Origin of the sequence: Streptomyces sp. NPDC001093, assembly GCF_040298985.1 — a bacterium.
Taxonomy (GTDB): Bacteria; Actinomycetota; Actinomycetes; order Streptomycetales; family Streptomycetaceae; genus Streptomyces.
In genome coordinates, this window is record NZ_JBEPBF010000001.1 from 164,053 (window position 1) to 185,723 (window position 21,671).

The 21,671-nt window shown below is 69.4% G+C and carries 22 protein-coding genes; 11 read left to right on the forward strand and 11 right to left on the reverse strand.

The window, feature by feature from the left end; all coding sequences use genetic code 11:
• Positions 1-240 precede the first annotated feature (240 nt).
• Together ABT288_RS00825 and ABT288_RS00830 are read left to right on the forward strand one after the other, a co-directional pair.
• The gene (locus tag ABT288_RS00825; protein ID WP_351600953.1) at positions 241-1,320 is read left to right on the forward strand and encodes a metallophosphoesterase; all 1,080 of its coding nucleotides are present in this window, start codon (positions 241-243) and stop codon (positions 1,318-1,320) included.
• A 181-nt stretch (positions 1,321-1,501) separates the two neighbouring features.
• Positions 1,502-2,362 (forward strand): hypothetical protein, encoded by an 861-nt coding sequence (locus ABT288_RS00830; protein WP_351600956.1) that lies wholly within the window; start codon positions 1,502-1,504, stop codon positions 2,360-2,362.
• A 209-nt stretch (positions 2,363-2,571) separates the two neighbouring features.
• On the opposite strand, the gene thiC is transcribed toward ABT288_RS00830, so the two are convergent.
• Positions 2,572-4,356 carry a phosphomethylpyrimidine synthase ThiC gene (gene thiC / locus ABT288_RS00835; protein ID WP_351600959.1) on the reverse strand — a complete coding sequence of 595 codons (1,785 nt, stop codon included), beginning with the start codon at positions 4,354-4,356 and terminating at the stop codon, positions 2,572-2,574.
• A gap of 251 nt (positions 4,357-4,607) precedes the next feature.
• Here thiC and ABT288_RS00840 point away from each other — a divergent pair, with 251 nt between their 5' ends.
• On the forward strand, positions 4,608-6,092 hold the full coding sequence (locus ABT288_RS00840; RefSeq protein WP_351601211.1) for a YibE/F family protein: 1,485 nt from the start codon (positions 4,608-4,610) through the stop codon (positions 6,090-6,092).
• Between the two features lie 221 nt (positions 6,093-6,313).
• Here the strand turns inward: ABT288_RS00840 and ABT288_RS00845 are convergent, their stop codons facing one another.
• The 4 genes from ABT288_RS00845 to ABT288_RS00860 all read right to left on the reverse strand — a co-directional run bounded on the left by ABT288_RS00845 (position 6,314) and on the right by ABT288_RS00860 (position 8,733).
• Positions 6,314-6,751, reverse strand: a complete 438-nt coding sequence (locus tag ABT288_RS00845) for an SsgA family sporulation/cell division regulator (RefSeq protein ID WP_228621692.1) — start codon at positions 6,749-6,751, stop codon at positions 6,314-6,316.
• 100 nt (positions 6,752-6,851) lie between these two features.
• The gene (locus ABT288_RS00850; protein ID WP_450863859.1) at positions 6,852-7,820 is read right to left on the reverse strand and encodes an IclR family transcriptional regulator; all 969 of its coding nucleotides are present in this window, start codon (positions 7,818-7,820) and stop codon (positions 6,852-6,854) included.
• Positions 7,821-8,039: 219 nt separating this feature from the next.
• Positions 8,040-8,252 (reverse strand): DUF5326 family protein, encoded by a 213-nt coding sequence (locus ABT288_RS00855; RefSeq protein ID WP_351600963.1) that lies wholly within the window; start codon positions 8,250-8,252, stop codon positions 8,040-8,042.
• Between the two features lie 163 nt (positions 8,253-8,415).
• Positions 8,416-8,733: a cupin domain-containing protein gene (locus ABT288_RS00860; RefSeq protein ID WP_351600966.1), complete on the reverse strand. Its 318-nt coding sequence runs from the start codon at positions 8,731-8,733 to the stop codon at positions 8,416-8,418.
• Between the two features lie 57 nt (positions 8,734-8,790).
• On the opposite strand from ABT288_RS00860, the gene ABT288_RS00865 reads away from it, so the two are divergent.
• From ABT288_RS00865 to ABT288_RS00885, 5 genes are all read left to right on the forward strand, one after another.
• Positions 8,791-9,168 carry a phage holin family protein gene (locus ABT288_RS00865; protein WP_208899920.1) on the forward strand — a complete coding sequence of 126 codons (378 nt, stop codon included), beginning with the start codon at positions 8,791-8,793 and terminating at the stop codon, positions 9,166-9,168.
• Between the two features lie 7 nt (positions 9,169-9,175).
• On the forward strand, positions 9,176-9,667 hold the full coding sequence (locus tag ABT288_RS00870; RefSeq protein ID WP_351600969.1) for a low molecular weight protein-tyrosine-phosphatase: 492 nt from the start codon (positions 9,176-9,178) through the stop codon (positions 9,665-9,667).
• A complete protein-coding gene (locus tag ABT288_RS00875) occupies positions 9,664-10,821 on the forward strand; it encodes a cystathionine gamma-lyase (protein ID WP_351600972.1) in 1,158 nt (385 codons plus the stop codon). Before ABT288_RS00870 ends, ABT288_RS00875 begins: the two co-directional genes overlap by 4 nt.
• Positions 10,822-11,036: 215 nt before the next feature.
• Complete coding sequence (locus ABT288_RS00880; protein WP_351600975.1) at positions 11,037-11,942, forward strand: LysR family transcriptional regulator; 906 nt, start codon at positions 11,037-11,039, stop codon at positions 11,940-11,942.
• Between the two features lie 88 nt (positions 11,943-12,030).
• Positions 12,031-12,513 carry an NUDIX domain-containing protein gene (locus ABT288_RS00885; protein ID WP_351600978.1) on the forward strand — a complete coding sequence of 161 codons (483 nt, stop codon included), beginning with the start codon at positions 12,031-12,033 and terminating at the stop codon, positions 12,511-12,513.
• 5 nt (positions 12,514-12,518) lie between these two features.
• On the opposite strand, the gene ABT288_RS00890 is transcribed toward ABT288_RS00885, so the two are convergent.
• Together ABT288_RS00890 and ABT288_RS00895 are read right to left on the reverse strand one after the other, a co-directional pair.
• On the reverse strand, positions 12,519-13,844 hold the full coding sequence (locus ABT288_RS00890) for a globin domain-containing protein (RefSeq protein WP_450863854.1): 1,326 nt from the start codon (positions 13,842-13,844) through the stop codon (positions 12,519-12,521).
• A 258-nt stretch (positions 13,845-14,102) separates the two neighbouring features.
• Positions 14,103-14,735 carry an HAD family hydrolase gene (locus ABT288_RS00895; protein WP_351600984.1) on the reverse strand — a complete coding sequence of 211 codons (633 nt, stop codon included), beginning with the start codon at positions 14,733-14,735 and terminating at the stop codon, positions 14,103-14,105.
• 151 nt (positions 14,736-14,886) lie between these two features.
• Between ABT288_RS00895 and ABT288_RS00900 the strand changes: the two genes are divergently transcribed.
• Positions 14,887-15,753 carry a GNAT family N-acetyltransferase gene (locus ABT288_RS00900; protein WP_351600986.1) on the forward strand — a complete coding sequence of 289 codons (867 nt, stop codon included), beginning with the start codon at positions 14,887-14,889 and terminating at the stop codon, positions 15,751-15,753.
• Positions 15,754-15,825: 72 nt separating this feature from the next.
• On the opposite strand, the gene ABT288_RS00905 is transcribed toward ABT288_RS00900, so the two are convergent.
• Both ABT288_RS00905 and ABT288_RS00910 read right to left on the reverse strand, forming a co-directional pair.
• Positions 15,826-16,245, reverse strand: coding sequence for a GlcG/HbpS family heme-binding protein (locus ABT288_RS00905; RefSeq protein ID WP_351600988.1), 420 nt, complete (start codon positions 16,243-16,245; stop codon positions 15,826-15,828).
• A gap of 113 nt (positions 16,246-16,358) precedes the next feature.
• Complete coding sequence (locus tag ABT288_RS00910; RefSeq protein WP_351600991.1) at positions 16,359-17,567, reverse strand: MFS transporter; 1,209 nt, start codon at positions 17,565-17,567, stop codon at positions 16,359-16,361.
• Between the two features lie 141 nt (positions 17,568-17,708).
• Here ABT288_RS00910 and ABT288_RS00915 point away from each other — a divergent pair, with 141 nt between their 5' ends.
• Positions 17,709-18,167 (forward strand): MarR family winged helix-turn-helix transcriptional regulator, encoded by a 459-nt coding sequence (locus tag ABT288_RS00915; protein WP_351600994.1) that lies wholly within the window; start codon positions 17,709-17,711, stop codon positions 18,165-18,167.
• Positions 18,168-18,176: 9 nt separating this feature from the next.
• Entirely contained in the window at positions 18,177-18,629 is a 453-nt protein-coding gene (locus tag ABT288_RS00920; RefSeq protein ID WP_351600997.1) for a GNAT family N-acetyltransferase, read from the forward strand.
• A gap of 71 nt (positions 18,630-18,700) precedes the next feature.
• Here the strand turns inward: ABT288_RS00920 and ABT288_RS00925 are convergent, their stop codons facing one another.
• Positions 18,701-20,086 carry a serine hydrolase domain-containing protein gene (locus tag ABT288_RS00925; RefSeq protein WP_351601000.1) on the reverse strand — a complete coding sequence of 462 codons (1,386 nt, stop codon included), beginning with the start codon at positions 20,084-20,086 and terminating at the stop codon, positions 18,701-18,703.
• An 81-nt stretch (positions 20,087-20,167) separates the two neighbouring features.
• The gene (dnaB, locus tag ABT288_RS00930; protein ID WP_351601003.1) at positions 20,168-21,646 is read right to left on the reverse strand and encodes a replicative DNA helicase; all 1,479 of its coding nucleotides are present in this window, start codon (positions 21,644-21,646) and stop codon (positions 20,168-20,170) included.
• Positions 21,647-21,671: the final 25 nt, after the last annotated feature.

Sequence of the window (21,671 nt, forward strand, 5' to 3'; positions counted from 1 at the left end):
GGGGAGGGGGCTCGGCGGGCCGGCGGCCGGCGGGCCGGGTGTTCGGTCGGTGCAGAGCCGGCCGAACACCTGCCCAAACGGGGCGAAAGCCGCGGTGAACTGGAGTCTTGTTCCGATTCACCACCCCTGGGTCATCACACGGCGCGATGCGCATTCCTATGATGGGCCCACGACACCGCGGACCGCTGCGACCAGGCAGTCCGAAGGGGTGCAGATGCGGCGCGATGGTGGAGGGGTCTGATGACTCAGGGGGCCGGTCAGGGACCCGAAGTGGAGCGGACGGCGACACTGCGCGACTTCCGGGTACCCGCGTACGTCCACGAGACCGGTCCGTACGTCCGCACCGCCCACCCGGGCGACACCGCGCCGCCCGCCGACGAGGCGTACCCCGAGAGCTACACCCCCACCCAGCGCGACCTGCCCGTCATCAACCGGACGGAGACGCTCCAGGTCTCCGTCGAGACGGCACCTTCGGCCCCGGCGCCGCAGCCCGCCACCGGGCCCGGACCGCTGTTCGTCGTCGGGGACGTCCACGGGTACCTCGACGAACTGGTGGCCGCACTGCAGGAGCAGGGGCTGATCGACGCCTCCGGCCAGTGGTGCGCCGGCACCACCCGGCTGTGGTTCCTCGGCGACTTCACCGACCGCGGACCCGACGGCATCGGCGTCATCGACCTCGTGATGCGGCTGTCCGCCGAGGCCGCGGCGGCCGGCGGCTACTGCAAGGCCCTCATGGGCAACCACGAGCTGCTGCTGCTCGGCGCCAAGCGGTTCGGCGACACCCCCGTCAACTCCGGTGCGGGCACCGCCACCTTCCAGGCCGCCTGGCTGCTCAACGGCGGTCAGAAGACCGACATGGACCGCCTCCAGGACCACCATCTGCAGTGGATGGCCCGCCTCGACGCCGTCGAGGAGGTCGACGGCTATCTGCTCGTGCACTCGGACACCACCGCCTACCTCGACTACGGCGACTCCATCGAGGCAGTCAACGACACCGTCCGCGAGACCCTCACCCGCAACGACGCGGACGAGTGCTGGGATCTGTTCCGCAAGTTCACCAAGCGCTTCTCCTTCCGCGACGAGGGCGGCTCCGACGCCGTGCGCTCCCTCCTCGATACGTACGGCGGCACCCGCGTCGTTCACGGTCACAGCCCGATCCCCTACCTGCTCGGCGAGGTCGGCTCCGAGGACGGCGAGGAGGGCTCCGGCCCGGTCGTGGAGGGGCCGCACGTCTATGCCGACGGGCTCGCCATCGCGATGGACGGCGGGGTGACCATGGCCGGAAAGCTCCTGGTCCGGCAACTGCCCCTGGCCACCTGACCGTTTTGCGGGCAGACCGCCCCCGGCGGGGTGCCCGCGAGCCGAAGGGCAATTTCCGGCAACCCCCTGTCACCGTGTGCCGTCACGGCTCTACCATCGGCTTATCCGTAGCAGGCTCCCCTCCGTTTCTGCCCGACGGCTCGCCGGCGTGCGAGCCCCAAGCCCTACGGAGCATCGGGGGATGCACATGAACAGCGTTCCGCAGCACCTGCAGAACGAGGACCGCCAGGAATTCGAGCGGCTCCTCGATGAGGCGCTGCGCTCCGCACCACAGCGGCCGGAACTGGCCGCTGTCGGACAGCGGCTCAATCCCGAACAACTACGCACCATGGCGCTCAACGCCACCGCACTGATAACGGCCGCTGCCGCGGCCGAATACCAGCACTATGTGAAGGTCCGCCAGGAACTGCGTCAGCCGGCGATGGCCCCCTCGGCCTCCGGTGGCGCCGCTCCCGTGGACCGGAGTTCGGCCACGACGGGGCTCGTCACCACCTTCGGCGACGCGGCCGAGAGCACCGGCGCGGGCGCCGTCGCGGTCATCGCCGTACTGGCACCCGTCCTCTCCGGAACCGCCGCGGCGATCTTCCTGCTCGTCGGCTACATCCTGAAGACCCTCAGCCCCGGACAGGCCTTCGCCCAGACCATGCTCACCGCCGGGTGGGTGTTCGGCGCGGTGACCGCGGCCACGATCCTCGTCGCCGCCGTCGGACTGCTCCTCACCGCCCTGCGCAACGGCAGTTCGCAACAGGCCCAGGCACTGGACGCAGCACACCGGGAACTGGACAGCGCGAGAGAGGCCTGGCGGGACGCCCTGCTGGAGCGCGGCATCGTGCCGTTCCTCACGGAGGCGCTCGCCGAGCCCGCACCGACCCCCGCGCGCCGTACGACCCCGCCCGCCCCGCGCGGGCGGATGCCCCGGCTGGGGTACGACCGCCCCGGTTTCAGCAGCCCCGACGACGGCACCCAGTCCGGCCGGCCGAGCTTCACCAGCCCCGACTACACGAGCCCGGACTTCGGCGGCCCGGAGCACCAGCCCGAGTGACCCCACGGCAGCCCGGACATGGACCGCGCCCCGGCCGACATGGGCCCGACCGGGCGGCCCGCCGGTGCGCCCCGCCCCGGCCGGCTCCGCCATCCAGTCGGCGACCGGCTCAGCCTCAGCAGTTGCCGCGCCGCAGCGAACCGCAACGCCGGCGGCCCTGGGCGGTGCTCATGGCGCACCACGGGCGAGCACCGCCCAGAGAGAAGCCGTCAGTCGGCGATCGGCAGGTACACCCTGTTCCCGCTCGCCGCGAACTCCTTCGACTTCTGCGCCATGCCCTCCTCGATCTCGGCCCGGCTGCCACCGTGTTCACGGCGGATGTCCTGCGAGATCTTCATCGAGCAGAACTTCGGCCCGCACATGGAGCAGAAGTGGGCGGTCTTGGCAGGCTCGGCCGGCAGGGTCTCGTCGTGGAACTCCCTGGCCGTGTCCGGGTCCAGGGCGAGGTTGAACTGGTCCTCCCACCGGAACTCGAAGCGGGCGTCGGACAGTGCGTCGTCCCACTCCTGGGCGCCCGGGTGCCCCTTGGCGAGATCGGCCGCGTGCGCGGCGATCTTGTAGGTGATGACGCCGGTCTTGACGTCGTCACGGTTGGGCAGGCCCAGGTGCTCCTTGGGCGTGACGTAGCAGAGCATCGCCGTGCCCCACCAGGCGATCATCGCGGCGCCGATACCGGAGGTGATGTGGTCGTACGCCGGGGCGATGTCCGTGGTCAGCGGGCCGAGCGTATAGAACGGAGCTTCATCGCAGATCTCCTGCTGAAGGTCGATGTTCTCCTTGATCTTGTGCATCGGGACATGTCCCGGGCCCTCGATCATCGTCTGTACGTGGAAACGCCTGGCGATCCGGTTGAGTTCCCCGAGCGTCTTCAACTCCGCGAACTGTGCCTCGTCGTTGGCGTCCGCGATCGAGCCCGGCCGGAGACCGTCGCCCAGCGAGTACGTGACGTCGTAGGCGGCGAGGATCTCGCAGAGCTCCTCGAAGTTCTCGTACAGGAAAGACTCCTTGTGGTGCGCCAGGCACCAGGCGGCCATGATCGAGCCACCGCGCGAGACGATGCCGGTCTTGCGGTTGGCGGTGAGCGGCACGTACGGCAGCCGGACGCCCGCGTGGACGGTCATGTAGTCCACGCCCTGCTCAGCCTGCTCGATGACCGTGTCCTTGTAGATCTCCCAGGTCAGTTCCTCGGCCCTGCCGTCGACCTTCTCCAGGGCCTGGTACAGCGGCACCGTGCCGATGGGGACGGGGGAGTTGCGCAGCACCCACTCGCGGGTCGTGTGGATGTTGCGACCGGTGGACAGGTCCATGACCGTGTCAGCACCCCAACGGGTCGCCCAGGTCATCTTCTCCACCTCCTCCTCGATGGAGGAGGTCACCGCGGAGTTGCCGATGTTGGCGTTGACCTTCACCAGGAACCGCTTGCCGATGATCATCGGCTCGATCTCCGGGTGGTTGACGTTGGCCGGCAGCACCGCCCGGCCCGCCGCGATCTCCTCGCGGACCACTTCGGGAGAGACGTTCTCCCGGATGGCCACGTACTCCATCTCCGGGGTGATCTCGCCCCGGCGGGCGTACGCGAGCTGGGTCACCGCCTCGCCGCCCCGGCCCCGCCGTGGCTGGCGCGGCCGTCCGGGGAAGACCGCGTCCAGGTTGCGCAACCCACCGCGCGGCGAGGTGTGCTTGATCCCGTCGTCCTCGGGACGGACGGGACGGCCCGCGTACTCCTCGGTGTCACCGCGGGCGATGATCCAGTTCTCCCGCAACGGCGGCAGGCCCCTGCGGACGTCGGTGTCGACGAGCGGATCGGTGTACGGGCCCGACGTGTCGTACAGCGTGACCGACTGCCCGTTGGTGAGGTGCACCTGACGGACCGGCACGCGCAGGTCGGGGCGCGAACCCTCGACGTACGCCTTGTGCCATCCGATGGACTTCCCGGCCTCCTGGGACTTCTCGTCCTGGACGGAGGCAGGCGTGCGTGCGTCCTTGTTGGTCATGAGACCTACTCCCTACGCCGGCATTACCCGGTAACAGGTTCGGCGGTCGACGCAGCGGTTTCCGTCTGGCGACATTTCGCGCGGAACATCGCTTGTTCCACGTGAAACATTGCGCGTACGGAGGTCAGCGCCCTCTCAGCCCGGTGCTCCGAGCTCCCGCGTGTGCAAAGGTGCCTCCACGCTAGCGTCATTTGTGGCGCGGTGAACAGTGGGCCCCCTGCCGCTGTTGCAATGATCAGGCGGTGACCCGAATGCAGCAGCACCCGTATCGGCCGCCCGAGCCGCGTCGCCGACCGCGCTCGGGACAAGGCGACGGCCGGGCCCCCGGACCGGAAAGCGTCCGCGACGACAGCCGCGCTGAGGGCCACGGTGAGGACCACGGACAGGCAGGCGGTCACGCACACGGTCACAGCCACAGACACGGGCGTGGGAGCGGCCACGGGCACGGGCACAGCCATGGACCCGCCGCCCCCGTCTCCAAGCACCTGCGCAAGGTCATCGCCGCGATCCTGGTCCCGTTCACTGTGGCGGTGGTCGTCGGCCTGGTGGTGCTCTGGCCCGGTGGTGCCCCGTCCCACAAGCGCAGTGGCGTCGGCTTCGACCGGGAGACGCAGCAGGCCACGGTCACCAGGGTCATCGAGGTGAGCTGCACGTCGGTGAACGCCTCCGGTGGCGCCCCGTCCGGTGACACCTCCACCGCCCAGACCACGCCGGCGGAGCAGGGGGCGAAGGGAAGCTGCAAGAAGGCGACAGTCCGGGTCGACACCGGCAAGGACAAGGGCCGTACGTTCACCGAGATCGTCCAGCCCGACCAGCCCCGGCAACTGCACCAGGGCGAGAAGGTGGTGGCCGCCTACGAACCCTCGGCGCCGAAGGACCTGCAGTATTCGGTGACCGACGTGAACCGGAAGTTCCCGATGGCGCTGCTCGCTGGGATCTTCGCGTTCGCCGTCGTGGTGGTCGGCAGGCTGCGGGGCGTGATGGCACTGGTCGCGCTGGCCGTCAGCTTCCTGGTGCTGACCCTGTTCATCCTGCCTGCGATCCTGCAGGGCTCGAACCCGCTGCTCGTCGCCGTGGTCGGATCGAGCGCCATCATGCTGATCGCCCTGTACATGTGCCACGGCCTGTCGGCCCGCACCTCGGTGGCGGTGCTCGGCACACTCGCCTCGCTGATGCTGATCGGCGTGCTCGGCTCGCAGTTCATCGGCTGGGCCGCCCTCACCGGCAACACCGACGACAGCACCGGCCTGATCCACGGCCTCTATCCGAAGATCGACATGAGCGGACTGCTGCTCGCCGGCGTCATCATCGGCTCCCTCGGCGTCCTCGACGACGTCACCGTGACCCAGACATCCGCCGTCTGGGAACTGCACGAGGCCAACCCGGCGATGGGCTGGCGCGGACTGTACCGGGCGGGCATCCGCATCGGCCGCGACCACATCGCCTCCGTGGTCAACACCCTCGTCCTCGCCTACGCCGGAGCCGCACTGCCGCTCCTGCTCCTCTTCTCCATCGCACAGAGCGGCGTGAGCACGGTCGCCAACAGCGAGCTGGTCGCCGAAGAGATCGTGCGCACCCTGGTCGGCTCGATCGGCCTGGTCGCCTCGGTCCCGGTCACCACACTGCTCGCCGCCCTGGTGGTCTCGGCCGACCGCACCGGTCCGAGCACCCCGGCACCGGCCGGGGCACAGCCCGTCCCGGCACGCGGGGGCCGGGGGCGACGCCGGAAGCGGTAAGGCGAGCAAGCCGACGCGAGCGGCAGTGAGCCAGCCCGTCTGGGGCCGGACTCAAGCAGCAGCAGGCCCGTCCATGGCCGACTCACGCAAGCAGTGAGCCGGTGCCGGCGCGGCCGATGCGCGCCGAGGTAGCCGACCGAACCTCAGCTCCCCATTGCAGAAGCGTTCCTGCACGATTCCAGGCGGCACGGCGGAGCACCTGGCGCCCGTGCCGTAACGCTTCAGCCGGCGCTCTGCTCCTCGGCCAGGATGCGGTCCAGGGCCTCTTCCAGATGGGCGTCGAAATCGGCCAGCGCGCCCTCCTGACCGAGCGGCACCAGCTTGTCCGTGCGGTCCAGGAAGGCCACCAGCGGCGGCGCGGAGGACCGGAACAGGGCCTGGTCGCTGCCCACCTGAAGCCTGATCAGCACCTCGCCCAGCACCTCGCAATCGGCGGGCGCGATGTGCACATCCCCCTCCCCGCACGGCCGGCCGACGCCGTCGATCAGCAGCTCACGCCCGAACGCCCAGGTCACCGGTGCGTCACCGGGCAGATGGAAGGTGAGCCGGACGGCATAGGGATCACTGGTCTCGTAGCGCAACTCCACCGGGATGCGGAAGGAGAGCTCCTCCGACACGAGAAAGCTCATCATGACTTCTGCCTGTACGGACTCGCGCATCGTCTACCCCGTCGTATGGACGTCGACTGGCCGGGCCTGATCCCTCTAACCGTGGTCAAATCTTGCTGAACGTACACGGCAGATCACAAGGAGTAAGTTTTCAGATACTGATAGGGAAGGTGAGCGCCCCCAGATGCCGCCCGATCTCCGCCTGCAGTTGGCGCGCCGCGGGCAGCAGCCGGTCGGCCTGGTGGGCGGGCAGCGACATGGCCATCGTGGCCACCGTGGTGCCGACCGTGATCGGGACCGCCGCGCAGACCGTCCCGAGGGCGTACTCCTGACGCTCCACCACCGGTTCCATGCGTGGCATCCGGGCCAGTCGTCGCAACAGGGCGTTGTTGTCACGCACCGTGTACGGAGTGATGGACTGCACGGGGTAGCGCGCGAGATGGTCGCGGCGGGCGTCCTCGTCCAGCTGGGAGAGCAGACACTGCCCGATGGCGTGCGCGTGGCCGGTCTCGCGGAAGTCGGCCCACTCCTCGACCGCCGGCGCCTCGGGGGACTCGGAGACGCACATGACCTCGATCTCGCCGTCCCGGTACATCGCGTAGTACACCGGCACTCCGATGGAATCGCGCCAGTGCGCGAGCGTGTCCGCCACCGCGCTGCGACGTTTCTGCTGTGCTCCGCTGCTGCCCAGTCGTTCGACTGCCTCGCCGAGGAAGAACAGCCCCTTCTCGCGCCGCAGATAGCCCTCGTGCACCAGGGTGCGCAGCAGGTGGTACGTCGTCGGGAGGGCGAGGCCGGTCTCGCGCGCGAGTTGTTTGGCGGGGGCGCCGTACGCATGTGCGGCGACGGCCTCGAGAAGGCGCATGGCGCGCTGGACGGATCCGATGAGTGTCGCGGCCGCCGGCGGGCCGGGGGCGTCGGTGGTGTGCTGCGGTCCGGAGGTGTCCGCTGGGTGGGGTGCTCCGGGGATGTCGATGGTGTGCGGTGGACCGGAGGCGGCGTTGGGGTGTGGTTGTCCCGGGACCACGACGGAGGGTGGCCGCTGGGCCGGCGGCGCGCAGGAGCGCGGTGGGGTGGGGGGTGCGTGCGGATCTGCAGGTGCGGTTTCAACCGTGGCCAAGGGTCACTCCCGGAGCGCGAGGGGCAGCCCGTGCAGGGGAAGAGCACGGTGGGGATCTGCGCCGCCCGCGGGGCCGGACCCCGCGGGAGTTCCGGACTCTAATCGTCCGCCGCCGCACGCAGACGGCCACACGGGGAAACTTCCCTCGCCCGAGGGAAACCGGTGATCGCCTTGCCGGGAACCGGTGATGCCGTCACCGGTCACCAGTCCCCGGGGCTGTCACCAGTCACTGCGCGACGAGGAGCTCGACATGAACTTGCGCACGATGTAGATGAGTCCGCCGACCAGAGCGACGAAGATCAGCGCCTTGAACAGCAGACCGATCACGAACCCGACCACGGTTGCTATCAGGCCGCCGAACACGACCAGGGCGATGACCGGCACCGCGACCCACTTCACCCACCACGGCAGTCCCGCGAAGATCTCTCGCATCGCCCTCGTCCTTTGCGTCTCGTACGTCTGAGTGCTCGTACGCCTTTTCACGTACGGCCTTGATGTTCTGCACTCGATGCTAGGGCCGACGAGGGGTCCCGCGGGGGCCTCGCGCCCCTTGTCCTCCCCTGACCCGTCCCCTAGGGAACCCGGGGGCCCCGGCTCACGCCTCGGGCGGAGAGAAGACGACGAGAACCCTCAGGTCCTCGCTGATGTGGTGGAACTTGTGGGCAACCCCGGCCGGCACGTACACCACGCTGCCCCGCGCCACCTCGGTCGTCTCCAGTCCCACCGTGATCGACGCCCTGCCGCTGACGACGAAGTACACCTCGTCCTGGTTGTGCGGCTTCTGCGGGTCGTGCTCGCCCGCGTTGAGGGCGTAGAGGCCGACGGACATGTTCCGCTCCCGCAGGAACTGAAGGTACGCCCCCTCGTTGGCGGCTCGCTCCGTCTCCAGTTCGTCCAGCCGGAATGCCTTCATCGCCTCTGTCGCCCTCGCCTCTGCACTGTTCCGATCCGGTCTGCCACGATCAGACACATGAAGAATTTCGTAGTCAAGACGATCGCCAACGCGGGCGCCCTTGCGGTTGCCGTCTGGCTGTTGGACAAGATCACTCTGACGGGTGACAGCACGGCCAAGAAGGCCGGCACGCTGATCGTCGTCGCGCTGATCTTCGGCCTGGTGAACTGGCTGGTCAAGCCGATCGTGAAGGTCCTCACCTTCCCGCTGTTCATCCTGACCCTGGGCCTGATCACCCTGGTCGTGAACGCGCTGATGCTGCTGCTGACCTCCTGGGTCTGCGGCAAGCTCGACCTGAGCTTCCACGTGCAGGGGTTCTGGACGGCCGTCGTCGGCGGCCTGATCGTCTCCGTCGTCTCCTGGGCGCTGCACGTCGTCCTGCCCGACGAGGACTGAGCACACGATGGCCTACCGCGTCTGCTTCGTGTGCACCGGCAACATCTGCCGCTCCCCGATGGCCGCATCCGTCTTCCGCGCGCGCGTGGCGGAGGCCGGCCTCGAGGACCGGGTGGAGGTCGACAGCGCCGGCACCGGCGGCTGGCACGAGGGCGAGCCCGGCGACCCGCGGACCGTCTCGGTCCTCGAGGAGCACGCCTACGACAGCGATCACATCGCCCGCCAGTTCCAGCCGTCGTGGTTCTCCCGCCTCGACCTGGTGATCGCCCTCGACGCCGGCCATCTCAAGGCCCTGCGCCGCCTCGCGCCCACCGAGGAGGACGCGCGCAAGGTCCGCCTGCTGCGCTCGTACGATCCCTCCGCCGGGGACGACCTCGACGTGCCGGATCCGTACTACGGACCCCGGGACGGCTTCGAGGAATGCCTTGGGATGATCGAGGCGGCGAGCGTCGGTCTGCTCGCCGCCGTACGCGAGCAGTTGGAAGGACGGGCCGCATGAGCGACACCCCCGGGGACCAGGGCGGTACCGGCGACGGTACGCGCGCGGTACGCGCCGGACTGCCCGAACCGGTCAAGCACGAGCCGACCCTGCCCGGACCGGTGTTCGCGGCGCACTTCCATCTGCCCGGCGAGGTGACGGGCCCGTACTCGTACGGCCGTGACGACAACCCGACCTGGACGCTGCTGGAACGGGCCATCGGCGAGCTGGAGGCGCCCGGGCGGGACGATGTCGAGACGCTGGTCTTCGCCTCCGGCATGGCGGCGATCTCCTCCGTGCTGTTCTCCCAGCTGCGCGCCGGGGACGCCGTCGTGCTGCCCTCCGACGGCTATCAGGTGCTGCCGCTGGTCCGCGCCCAGCTGGAGGCGTACGGCGTCGAGGTGCGCACCGCCCCCACCGGCGGCGAGGCCCAGCTGGGAGTTCTCGACGGCGCCCGGCTGCTGTGCATCGAGTCCCCGTCGAACCCGGGGCTCGACGTGTGCGACATCCGACGACTGGTGCAGGCGGCCCACGCGCAGGGCGCCCTGGTGGCCGTCGACAACACCCTCGCCACCCCGCTCGGGCAGCGTCCGCTGGAGCTGGGCGCCGACTTCTCCGTGGCCAGCGGCACCAAGCAGCTCACCGGCCACGGTGACGTGCTGCTGGGCTATGTCGCCGGCCGCGACACCGAGGCGATGGCCGCCGTACGACGCTGGCGCAAGATCGTCGGCGCGATCTCCGGGCCGATGGAGGCCTGGCTCGCGCACCGGTCCATCGCCACGCTCCAACTGCGCGTCGACCGGCAGAACGCCACCGCCCTCGCGGTCGCCGAGGCGCTGAAGCAGCGGCCCGAGGTGTCCGGCCTGCGCTACCCCGGGTTGCCCGACGACCCCTCGCACAAGACCGCCTCGCAGCAGATGCGCCGCTACGGCTGCGTGGTCTCCTTCACGCTGCCGACACGCGCGCGTGCCGAACGATTCCTCGAGGCCCTGCGCCTGGTGGAGGACGCCACAAGCTTCGGCGGTGTGCGTTCCACGGCCGAGCGGCGCCGCCGCTGGGGCGGGGACGCGGTCCCGGAAGGCTTCATCCGTATGTCCGTCGGCGCCGAGGATCCCGAGGATCTCATCGCCGACGTGCTGCGGGCCCTGGACGAGTCGGCCGAGTCCGCCGAGTGACCCATGGCCGTCCGGCCGACGGCGCACGACGGTCCGAGCCTCCCCCCTCGTGGCTCGGACCGTCTTCGGTTCCTGCGCGCGAAGAACCGTGCGAACAAGGCTAGTTGACTCTCCGTCAGTGTCCAATCACGCTAGCGACAAAGACCTATCGACTTATTTATAGTTGGGTCCTGCCTGGGGGCCGGAGGAGGGCAGAGACAAAGGGAGGGCACGCCATGGACCTGGCCTTGCTGCGCACTTTCGTCACTGTGCACCGGGCTGGTTCGTTCACCCGCGCCGCCGCCCTGCTCGGTCTCTCCCAGCCCGCCGTCACCTCGCAGATTCGCACACTGGAACGACAGCTCGGCAAGCCTCTCTTCCTCCGTCAGGCGCGCGGGGTGACCCCGACGACCATCGGCGACGAGCTCGCACACAAGGCCGCTCCCCATCTCGACGCCCTGGTCGAGATAGCCGAGAGCGGCCTGGACGACGAGTCCTCGCTCAGAACCCTCCACCTCGCCGGCCCGCCCGAGTTCACCGCCGAACGCGCCCTGCCCGCCCTGACCGAGCTGACCGGCGACGACGGCCAGGGATTCGCGCTCCGCGCCTCCTTCGGCACGGCGGAGGAAACGCTGGAGGGACTGGCCGCCGGACATCATGATCTGGCCATCAGTACGGCCCGTCCGCGCGGCGCTCTGCTGACCGCGACTCCGCTCTGCGACGAGGAACACGTGCTGGTCGCCGCCCCTCGCTGGGTGGAGCGGATCGGTGCGGAGGCACTGCGCCTGAAGGGGGCGCCCGCACTGGAGGATCTGCCCGTCGTCGAGGTCCACGAGTCGCTGCCTTTCGTCTCGCGCTACTGGGCCTCCGTCTTCGACTCACGCCCAGCCGCCTCGGGCACGGTCATCGTTCCGGATCTACGCGCGGTGCTCGCCTGCGCGATCGCGGGTGCCGGACTTGCGGTGCTGCCCCGCTATCTGTGTGCCTCCGCCCTCGAAGACGGCACGATCGCGACACTGCACGATCCGGCCGTGCCGCCGCTGCGCACCTACTTCCTGGTGGTGCGCACCGGCACCCTCGCCATGCCTCACGTTGCACGGGCCCATGAGTGGCTTCAGCGGGCGGCCACGGCCTGGTGCTGAGACCTCCCGTCACAGCGTCCACGGAAGGCGATCACAAGGTGACTCCTTGCGATGTTTCACGTGGAACCAGCCGGGCCACATTTCTCCCATGACCGTCCGACCCGTGGTCAAGCGCACCGCCCGTGCCATTCTCCTCGACGGTGACGACCTGATCCTGATCAAGCGCACCAAGCCCGGTGTCGATCCCTACTGGGTCACTCCCGGTGGCGGGGTCGAACCCGAGGACCCGACCGTCGTGGATGCCCTGCACCGGGAGGTGTCCGAGGAACTCGGAGCCAAGATCACCGATGTGGTGCCGTGCTTCGTGGACACCGTCGAGCACATCGGCGAGGACGGCGGCGCGACCGGCGTGAAGGTGCAGCACTTCTTCGTCTGCCGACTGGAGTCCATGGACCCTACCCGGCGGCACGGCCCTGAAGTGGACGAGCCGGCCGGTGAGTACGAGATCGTCCGCGTCCCCTTCACTCGGGTCGGCATCGCTTCCGTCCACCTGGTGCCGCTGTCATTGCGCCACTATCTGGACGGCAATATCGAGGGGGTGCGCGCCATGCACGCTCCCGACCTCGGGTAGCGCACTCAGTTCCCGACGACGAGCAGTTCCTCCACCGAGTCATGCCGTATGCGGTTCGACGGGATGCCGATGTCCCGGAGCGTGTCGATGCCGCTACGGATCATTCCGGGCGGGCCCGAGAGATAGGCGTCGTACTCGTACCAGGGGCCGTAGTCGCGCAGGGCGTCGGGGAGCTGGACATGGGCCTGCTGGTCGATGACCGCCCGGACGGACAGCCAAGGGTGGCTCTGCTGGAGCCGGAGCATGGTGTCGATGTCGTAGAGGTCGTGGTCGGTGCGGGCACCGTAGAACACATCGACAGGCCGACGCTCTCCACGCTCGGCGACGTCCTCGACCAGAGCCTTGATGGGCGCTATGCCGGTGCCGCCGCCCAGACAGAGCAGTCCGCTGTCGGTCGTATGGTCAACGGTCATGGAGCCGGTCGGCGGCCCGAGGCGTACGACGTCTCCGGGCCGCGCCCGGTGCACCAGCGCATTGGAGACCCAGCCGGCCGGTACGGCCTTCACATGGAACGTCAGCAGACCGTCCGAGCGGGGCGCGGACGCGAACGAGTAGTGCCGCCACACCCGTGGCCACCACGGCGTCTCCACGCTCGTGTACTGGCCTGCAAGGAAGGGATAGGGCTGGCCGGGGCGGACGGTGAGGATCGCGACGTCGGGAGTTCTGAGATCGTGGGTGACGATCTCGGCCTGCCACCAGGCCGGAGAACGCAGTTCGTCCGCCGCCGCAGCGTCGATCATGACCTGGGAGATCGTCGTGTATGCCCGCACCCAGGCCGCCTCGACCTCCGGGCTCCAGACGGTGGCGGCGTAGTTGCTCAACGCGCCGATCAGGCATTCCCCGACGGCCGGATAGTGCTCGGCGCGCGTCCCGTACTTGCGGTGTCCACGACCCAGGCCCTGCAGGTAGTCGACGAGCACCGAGGTGTTGTCCAGGTGCTCGGCCGCGGTGAGCAGCGCCTTCAGCAGACGCTCCCGCTGGCCGTCCATCGCGGCCGGGAACAGTGCCCGCAGCTCGGGATGGCGGACGAAGAGCAGCGCGTAGAAGTAAGAGGTGACCTTGTCGGCGATCGGGGCTATCTCGGCCAACGTGCGGCGTATGAGGATGGCGTCCGCAGACCCCTCCTCGACGACAGACGCCGGTCGCTGAGCCGGCACGCGCTCTGGGCTGTCCGGCGGCAGTGGAGCCGACGGTTCCGTGCGCGGAGTGAACCAGCCGGACCCGCCCGACATTCCGTTCTCCCCCGACGTGGTGGTCGGAGCATCCATGGTTGCCTCGCCTCGAACGTCTAGCGGTCGGTCTGCGCACCTCCCTCCTCGAAGGAGGTGCATGCTTTCCCCCGGCGGGCGGCCTGCCGTAGCACCCCGCAGCGTTACATCCCGATCGGATGCCGCGGTCGCATACCCGGAAACGCGGGTCTCGCGCTTTCCGTCCCACTAGGCTGCTTGCCCTGCTCTCGGCCCGCACGGGACTGTGGACCCCATCCCGGACGTGAACCGGAGTCGACCCTACCGGCCGTCGCCGTGCACACAAGTCCCCCCTTCCTTCCTCACGAATCGGGCAAGGGTGCGAACCATGAAGTCCGACAACTACGGGGCAGGACGAACCAATTCATAGGCATCCCACAGATCCCGCCCCGTGTACCAGTACGTAGCGAGTTCTGCCAGGTGGGCGTCCCCATTGACCGCCACGGAAACCGGTACGACAGCAAACAGGTCCTTGTCCGACATCGAGTCGCCGTACGCCACACAGTCCGCCCGTGCCACGCCGAACTCCTCGCAGAGCCGGTCGGCAATGGTCACCTTGGCCGCGGCACTGAGCACCCCGGACGGATCCACGGGCTCGGTGAACGGGACGGCCGGGAAGCGGGATCCATGAGCCGCATGAGCGCCCCAGTCAAGAAGGCGCTCCACGAAGAAGGACGGCGAGAGCGACACCACCGCGCAGTATTCGCCGGCGTCTCTGATCTCTGCCCAGACCTCACGGATGCGGTCCAGCCAGGGAGCCGCCTCGAATGCCGCGCTCACATGCGCCTCGGTCAGACCGGACCACAGGTCGTACACCCGCGCCGCATACTCCGGCGCGCCGATCCGCCCCTCCGCGATCGCCAGGTCCAGCGCCACGGTCTCCTCTACCAGCCCCAACTGGCGGGAAATCTCCACCGGAGCCGTACTGCCGTGCAGCAATGTGCCGTCAAGATCGAAGAGATGAAGTCTCGCCATGGCGCCCGAGGCTAACCGGCCGCCGAGGTTTCACGTGAAACACTCCCGCCTGTCCACCGGCTGTGCACAGGGCCACGACATGACCAAAAGCACGTGTGTCTGCAGGGAAACGGGTGGACGTCGAAGGTGCCGGTCGGACAGCCTGACCTGCGTGTCGACTCCTTCCCTCGCCGCTCTGCCCATCCGCCGTCTGACGCTTCGCGATCTCACCGCCTGCGCCGACTTGTCCGAGGACCGGGGGTGGCCACGCGAGGAACACAAGTGGGGATTCCTCCTCACCGCCGGAAAGGGCTTCGGCATCGACGACCCTCAGGGTGGTCTCGTCGCCGCATGCGTCGTTACGGAGTACGGCCCATGGGGGCGCCCCGATCTCGGCGCCATCGGCATGGTCCTGGTGGCCGAACGCCATGCCCGCCAGGGCGTCGGGCGCCGCCTGATGCGCCATGTCGTGTCGACCATGGGGACCACACCGCTCACCCTGCACGCCACACCCAACGGCCGTCCCCTGTACGAGGAGCTGGGCTTCAAGGTGGCGGGCCGGGCGGAGATGCTGAGGGGCCGCTTCACTCCCGGCGGGCCGGAGACCCACGTGTTCACGCGTGCCGCCGCCGCGGAGGATCTGCCCGCGATCCTGCGTCTCGACGAAGAGGTGTTCGGCGCCGACCGCACTCCCCTGATCACCCGCCTGCCGGCCTTCGCCGACCAGTTGCGGGTGGCCGAGCAGGACGGCCGGATCATCGGCTACACGGCCGCGTGGCCCAACATGGACACCCATGTTGTCGGTCCCCTGGTGGCCCGGGACACGGAGACCGCCATGGCCCTGATCAGCTCGCTGGCAGCCCACACGGACCGTCCCCTGCGCACCGACATCGATGTACGGCATGAGGAACTGCTGACATGGGCGAAGGCACGAGGGCTCGCCTCCGTGGCCTTCAACGCCGTGATGACGTACGGCATCGCTGACCTCCCGGGCGACTGGACCCGCAGGTTCGCACCGCTGACTGTCGCCGCGGGCTGAGTCTTTGTGCGACGAACGCCGGTCCCGCCGCGTCGTGCGGCGGGACCGGCGTTGTCACTGTGGGCTCGTGGCTCAGGCGAGTGCCCGTACGGCCGCGGTGGCGAAGCCGTGGTCCTGATCGGGCGCACCACCGCCGACGCCGATCGCGCCGATCAGCCGTCCGTCCCGGTGGATGGGCACTCCCCCGGCGATGAACAGCAGGGGCCGGTCAAGAGCCGTGGGCAGGGTGTGGAAGACGCCGCCCGGCTGCACGGCGTCGACCAGGTCGGCGGTGGGGGTGTTCAGCTGCAGTGCTGTGTACGCCTTGCGGGTGCTGGTCTCGCCGGAGATCAGTACGGCCCGGTCGTCCCGGCGGAAGGCGAGCAGGTGGCCGCCCGCGTCCAGGACGGTGACGCTGACGGTGACCCCGGCTTCCTCGGCCGCACGGCGGGCCGCGGCGACGAGCAGTTCGGCGTCCTCGATGGACAGCGGGGCGACGGCGGTGGTGCTCATGGAGGTTCTCTCCTCGGGTGTTGCTGAGAGGGGATGCTTGCCGTGCCGGGAACGAGAGCCGCGGCACGGAGGTCTTGGGATACCGGGGGGAGGCCCCTGTGGTGCGAGGGGACTCAGTGGTGGACCGGCGTCTGCCGGGCGGCGGGCGTCCCGGAGGCGACCACGGTGCTGCGGGCGCCGTCACGGCGCTCCAGCGCCGCCGACAGGACGGCGAGGACCAGGGCGGCCGCGGCGAGGGCAGCGCCGACCCAGTTGGGGGCCGTGTAGCCGAAGCCGGCCGCGATCACGGTGCCGCCGAGCCAGGCGGACAGTGCGTTGCCCAGGTTGAAGGCGCCGATGTTCACGGCCGACGCCAGCGTGGGGGCGCCGTGCGCCTGGTCGAGCACGCGCTTCTGCAGTGGCGGTACGGTCGCGAAGCCCAGAGCGCCGATCAGCGCGATGGTCACGGCCGCCGCGATCTTGTTGTGCGCGGTGAGCGTGAAGAGCGCCAGGACGAGGGCGAGGGCGCCCAGCGACACGTACAGCATCGGCATCAGGGCGCGGTCGGCGAACTTGCCGCCGATGAGGTTGCCGCCGACCATGCCGAGGCCGAACAGGACCAGCAGCCAGATCACCGAGCCGTCGGCGAAGCCCGCGACGTGGGTCATCATCGGCGCGATGTAGGTGATGGCCGCGAAGACGCCGCCGAAGCCGAGGACGGTCATCGCCATGGCCAGCAGGACCTGGACGTTCTTGAAGGCGGCCAGTTCGTGCCGCAGGTGCACACCCTCGGGCCTCGGCATCTCGGGTACCAGCTTGGCGATGCCGACGAGGCCGACGACCCCGAGCGCGGCGACGACGGCGAAGGTGACGCGCCAGCCGACATGCTGGCCGATGAGCGTGCCCAGCGGGACGCCGATGACATTGGCGACGGTCAGGCCGGTGAACATCATGGCGATGGCGCCGGCCTTCTTGTGGGGCGCCACCAACTCGGCCGCCACGACGGAGCCGATACCGAAGAAGGCACCGTGAGCGAGCGAGGCGACCACGCGTCCGATCAGCATGATCGCGAAGGCGGGGGCGACGGCGGAGAGCAGGTTTCCGGCGATGAAGAGGCCCATCAGCAGCGTCAGCATGCGCTTGCGCGAGACCTTGGTGCCGAGCACGGTCATCAGCGGGGCGCCGATGACCACACCGAGGGCGTAGCCCGTCACGAGCAGGCCCGCCGTGGGGATGGAGACCCCGAAGTCACCCGCGACCTCGGGCAGCAAGCCCATGATCACGAATTCCGTCGTTCCGATTCCGAAAGCCCCGATCGCGAGGGCCAGGAGCGCGAGAGGCATGGGGGGTACCTTCCCAATTGATTGCAGATGCGCTTTGCCTGCGTCCAACAATACTTGCAGACGCGGACTACATGCAATCGCGCTCTATTGCGGACTTGCTCTACCCTGGATGCAGCCGTTCCGGGACGGAGGAGAACGCCCATGACAGCGACGGACCCCGCACTCACTGCCCTCGCACAGGGCTGGTGCGCCCTCTCCGCCCTGCACGGAAGGATCGAGGCGCATATCGAGCGCGCCCTGCAGGCGAAGCACGACCTGAGCGTGCGCGAGTACTCACTGCTCGACGTGCTGAGCCGCCAGCACGACGGCGAGGGCGGCCATCTGCAGATGAAGCAGGTCGCCGACGCGGTCGTCCTCAGCCAGAGCGCCACCACGCGCCTGGTGACCCGGCTGGAGGACCGCGGCCTGCTGGAGCGCTACCTGTGCCCCACCGACCGGCGCGGCATCTACACCAACGTCACCGACGCGGGCCTGCGACTGCTGGAGGAGGCACGCCCCACCAATGACGCCGCCCTGCGCGAGGCCCTGGACGAGGCTTCCAGGAATCCCGAACTGGCCCCGCTCGTACGGGTCGTGGAGTCCCTGAACGTGCCTGCATAAGGTGCACGCATGGGAGATCTTGAAATACGACGTGCGACCGCCGATGACCTTCCGGCGATCGTCGCAATGCTCGCCGACGATCCACTCGGTGCCCAGCGCGAGTCCCCCGACAACATGACCCCGTACCAGGTCGCGCTGGGACACCTGGAGGCCGACCCGAACCAGCACCTCGTCGTGGCCGTACGCGACGGCCGCGTGGTCGGGACGCTCCAGCTCACGATCATTCCGGGGCTCTCCCACAAGGGGGCGACCCGCGCGCTCATCGAGGCCGTCCGCATCCACGCGGATGAGCGGGGCAGCGGGCTGGGCAGCCTGCTGATCGAGTGGGCGATCGACACCGCCCGCCGGCTGGAGTGCCGGATGGTGCAGCTCACGTCCGACAAAACGCGCACCGACGCCCACCGTTTCTATGAACGGCTCGGTTTCAGCGCCACCCACGAGGGCTTCAAACTGCCGCTCTGACAGCGCCGCCGGACCAGGAACACCGTAGGGGGTGTGTTTCACGTGAAACACACCCCCTACACCGAGGACGGCTAGCCGATGCCCCGCCACCCCTCCGGATCCACGCCGCCGGGAACCGGCGCCTCGGGGGCGTACGGCTGCCGGGTGAACACGAACGAGCCGAGGTCGAGATGGCTCAGAGACCCGTCCGCGCGCCGTACCGGCCGCAACAGCTCTCCGGCGAAATAGCCCTCCAGCCCCGTCCAGGTGCCGTCACCGTTGGAGCGGAAGCGGGAGCGCCGGCCGCTGCCGGTCAGCGGACCGAGCGCGAGAAGGCCATCGGCGCTCACCCGAAGACCGAAGGCGTTGGTCCCCCAGTACCACTGCCCCACCAGGTCCAGGACCGCAGGGTCGACCTCGCTCAGCAGCCGCCAGGGCTCCGGGATCCGCGGCTCCGCCTCGGCGACGATCCGCACCAGGTCGGCACCCACCGCTCCCAGCAGCGGTCCACTGGTGCAGTTGGCGAGCACCACCGCAGCCACGTCGTCCTCCACACTGAGGGTGAGGTTCGCGAGGAAGCCCGGCAGTGAACCGGAGTGGCCGACCAGGAGCCGGCCGTCACGGCGCTGGATCTGCAGACCGAGTCCGTACGTGGCCCCGTCCAGCAGGTCCGCCGCCTCGGTGGGTGCCGCAGGCGTGCGCATCTCCCGCACCGACTCCGCGCTCAGCACCCGGTCGTCACCCGCGGCCAGAAACGCGGCGAACCGCGCCAGGTCCCCCGTGGTCGACCACAGTTGGCCGGCCGGCGCCATCCTGCCCAGGTCCTCCAGTGGCTCCGGCAGCATCGCGTCCGCCCACGGATGCACGGCCCATCCGCCGGCATGCGGAGCCTGCGGCTGCGCGCTCGTACGATGCAGTCCGAGCGGCTCGAGAATCTCGCTGCGCAGCACCTCCTCCCAGGGAGCGCCTCGCAGCTCCTCCACCAAGGCGCCGAGCACCGTGTAGCCGGGGTTGGAGTAGTGGTGCCGCCGGCCGACGGGGTGCAGCAGGGGCTGCTCGCCAAGCACATCGCTCAGCTCCGGGCGCAGGGTGCCCGGGGTCCGCTCCCACCAGGGCCCGGGCGACTCGGCCGCCAACCCCGCTGTGTGCGCGAGCAGTTCGGCAATCGTCGCCTCGCCCGCGCCGGTGCCGGGCAGGTGCTTCTCCAGCGGGTCACCGAGGTCGAGCAAGCCCTCGTCGCGCAGCCGCATCACCAGGACGGCGGTGAAGGTCTTGGTGATGGACCCGATCCTGTACTGCACGTTCTCGTCCGGCCCGTGCCCGTCCACCGAGGTCCGCGCCCCGTGCCACACCGCCTGTCCGCCCCGCACCACAGCCGCGACCAGCGACGGCGCCCGCCCTTCGGCCTGGGCGACGGCGATCCGGTGCAGCAGGGCGCGGCGCGTTCCGGGGAGCAGCTCTTCCTGAGATGACGTCATGGGCCCAGTTCAGCTGCTCGGGCGGCGGACGTCGAGTCCATTTGCCCGAGCGGACGCAGTCCTCCCGGGCCGGCTTCCGGATCAGGTCTGGGCCATGTCCACGAAGCGGGAGTAGTGGCCCTGGAAGGCGACCGTGATGGTGGCCGTGGGGCCGTTACGGTGCTTGGCCACGATCAGGTCGGCCTCGCCCGCGCGCGGGGACTCCTTCTCGTAGGCGTCCTCGCGGTGCAGCAGGATGACCATGTCGGCGTCCTGCTCGATGGAGCCGGACTCACGCAGGTCGGAGACCATCGGCTTCTTGTCCGTGCGCTGCTCGGGGCCACGGTTGAGCTGGGAGAGCGCGATAACCGGGATCTCCAGCTCCTTGGCGAGCAGCTTGAGGTTACGGGACATGTCCGAGACCTCCTGCTGACGGCTCTCGGCGCGCTTGGAGCCGCCGGACTGCATCAGCTGGAGGTAGTCGATGACGACCAGCTTCAGGTCGTTGCGCTGCTTCAGGCGCCGGCACTTGGCGCGGATCTCCATCATCGACAGGTTGGGGGAGTCGTCGATGTAGAGCGGCGCGGCCGAGACGTCCGGCATACGGCGGGCGAGCCTGGTCCAGTCCTCGTCGGTCATCGTGCCGGACCGCATGTGGTGCAGGGCGACCCGGGCCTCGGCGGACAGCAGACGCATCGCGATCTCGTTGCGGCCCATCTCGAGCGAGAAGATGACGCTCGGCAGGTTGTGCTTGATCGAGGCGGCCCGCGCGAAGTCCAGCGCGAGCGTCGACTTACCCATGGCGGGTCGGGCGGCGATGACGATCATCTGGCCCGGGTGCAGACCGTTGGTCAGCGAGTCGAAGTCGGTGAAGCCGGTCGGCACACCGGTCATCTCACCGCTGCGCGAGCCGATCGCCTCGATCTCGTCGAGAGCGCCTTCCATGATGTCGCCGAGCGGCAGATAGTCCTCACTGGTGCGCTGCTCGGTGACGGCATAGATCTCGGCCTGGGCGCTGTTGACGATCTCGTCCACGTCGCCGTCGGCCGCGTATCCCATCTGCGTGATGCGCGTGCCGGCTTCGACCAGGCGGCGCAGCACCGCCCGCTCGTGGACGATCTCCGCGTAGTACTCGGCGTTGGCCGCCGTCGGCACCGTCTGGACGAGGCTGTGCAGATACGCGGCCCCGCCGACCTTGTTGATCTCGCCGCGCTTGGTGAGTTCGGCGGCGATGGTGATCGGGTCGGCCGGCTCACCCTTGGCATAGACATCCAGGATCGCCTGGTAGATCGTCTCGTGCGCGGGCTTGTAGAAGTCGTGGCCTTTGAGGATCTCGACGACGTCGGCGATGGCGTCCTTGGACAGCAGCATGCCGCCCAGCACCGACTGTTCGGCGTCCAGGTCCTGCGGGGGGACCCGCTCGAAGGAGTGGCCCCCCTCGTCCCAGGAAGCGTTTTCCCGGCCCCGGTCGTGCTGTTCGTCACGGCCCCGGCCGCCGCCACCGGACCGGCGGGAGGCCGGCAGACGATCACTGGGCCCGGCATCGGCCCACGGATCGTCCAAGGGCTCGGAAATGCTCACCGAGCCACCTCCTCCCGTCCGCACG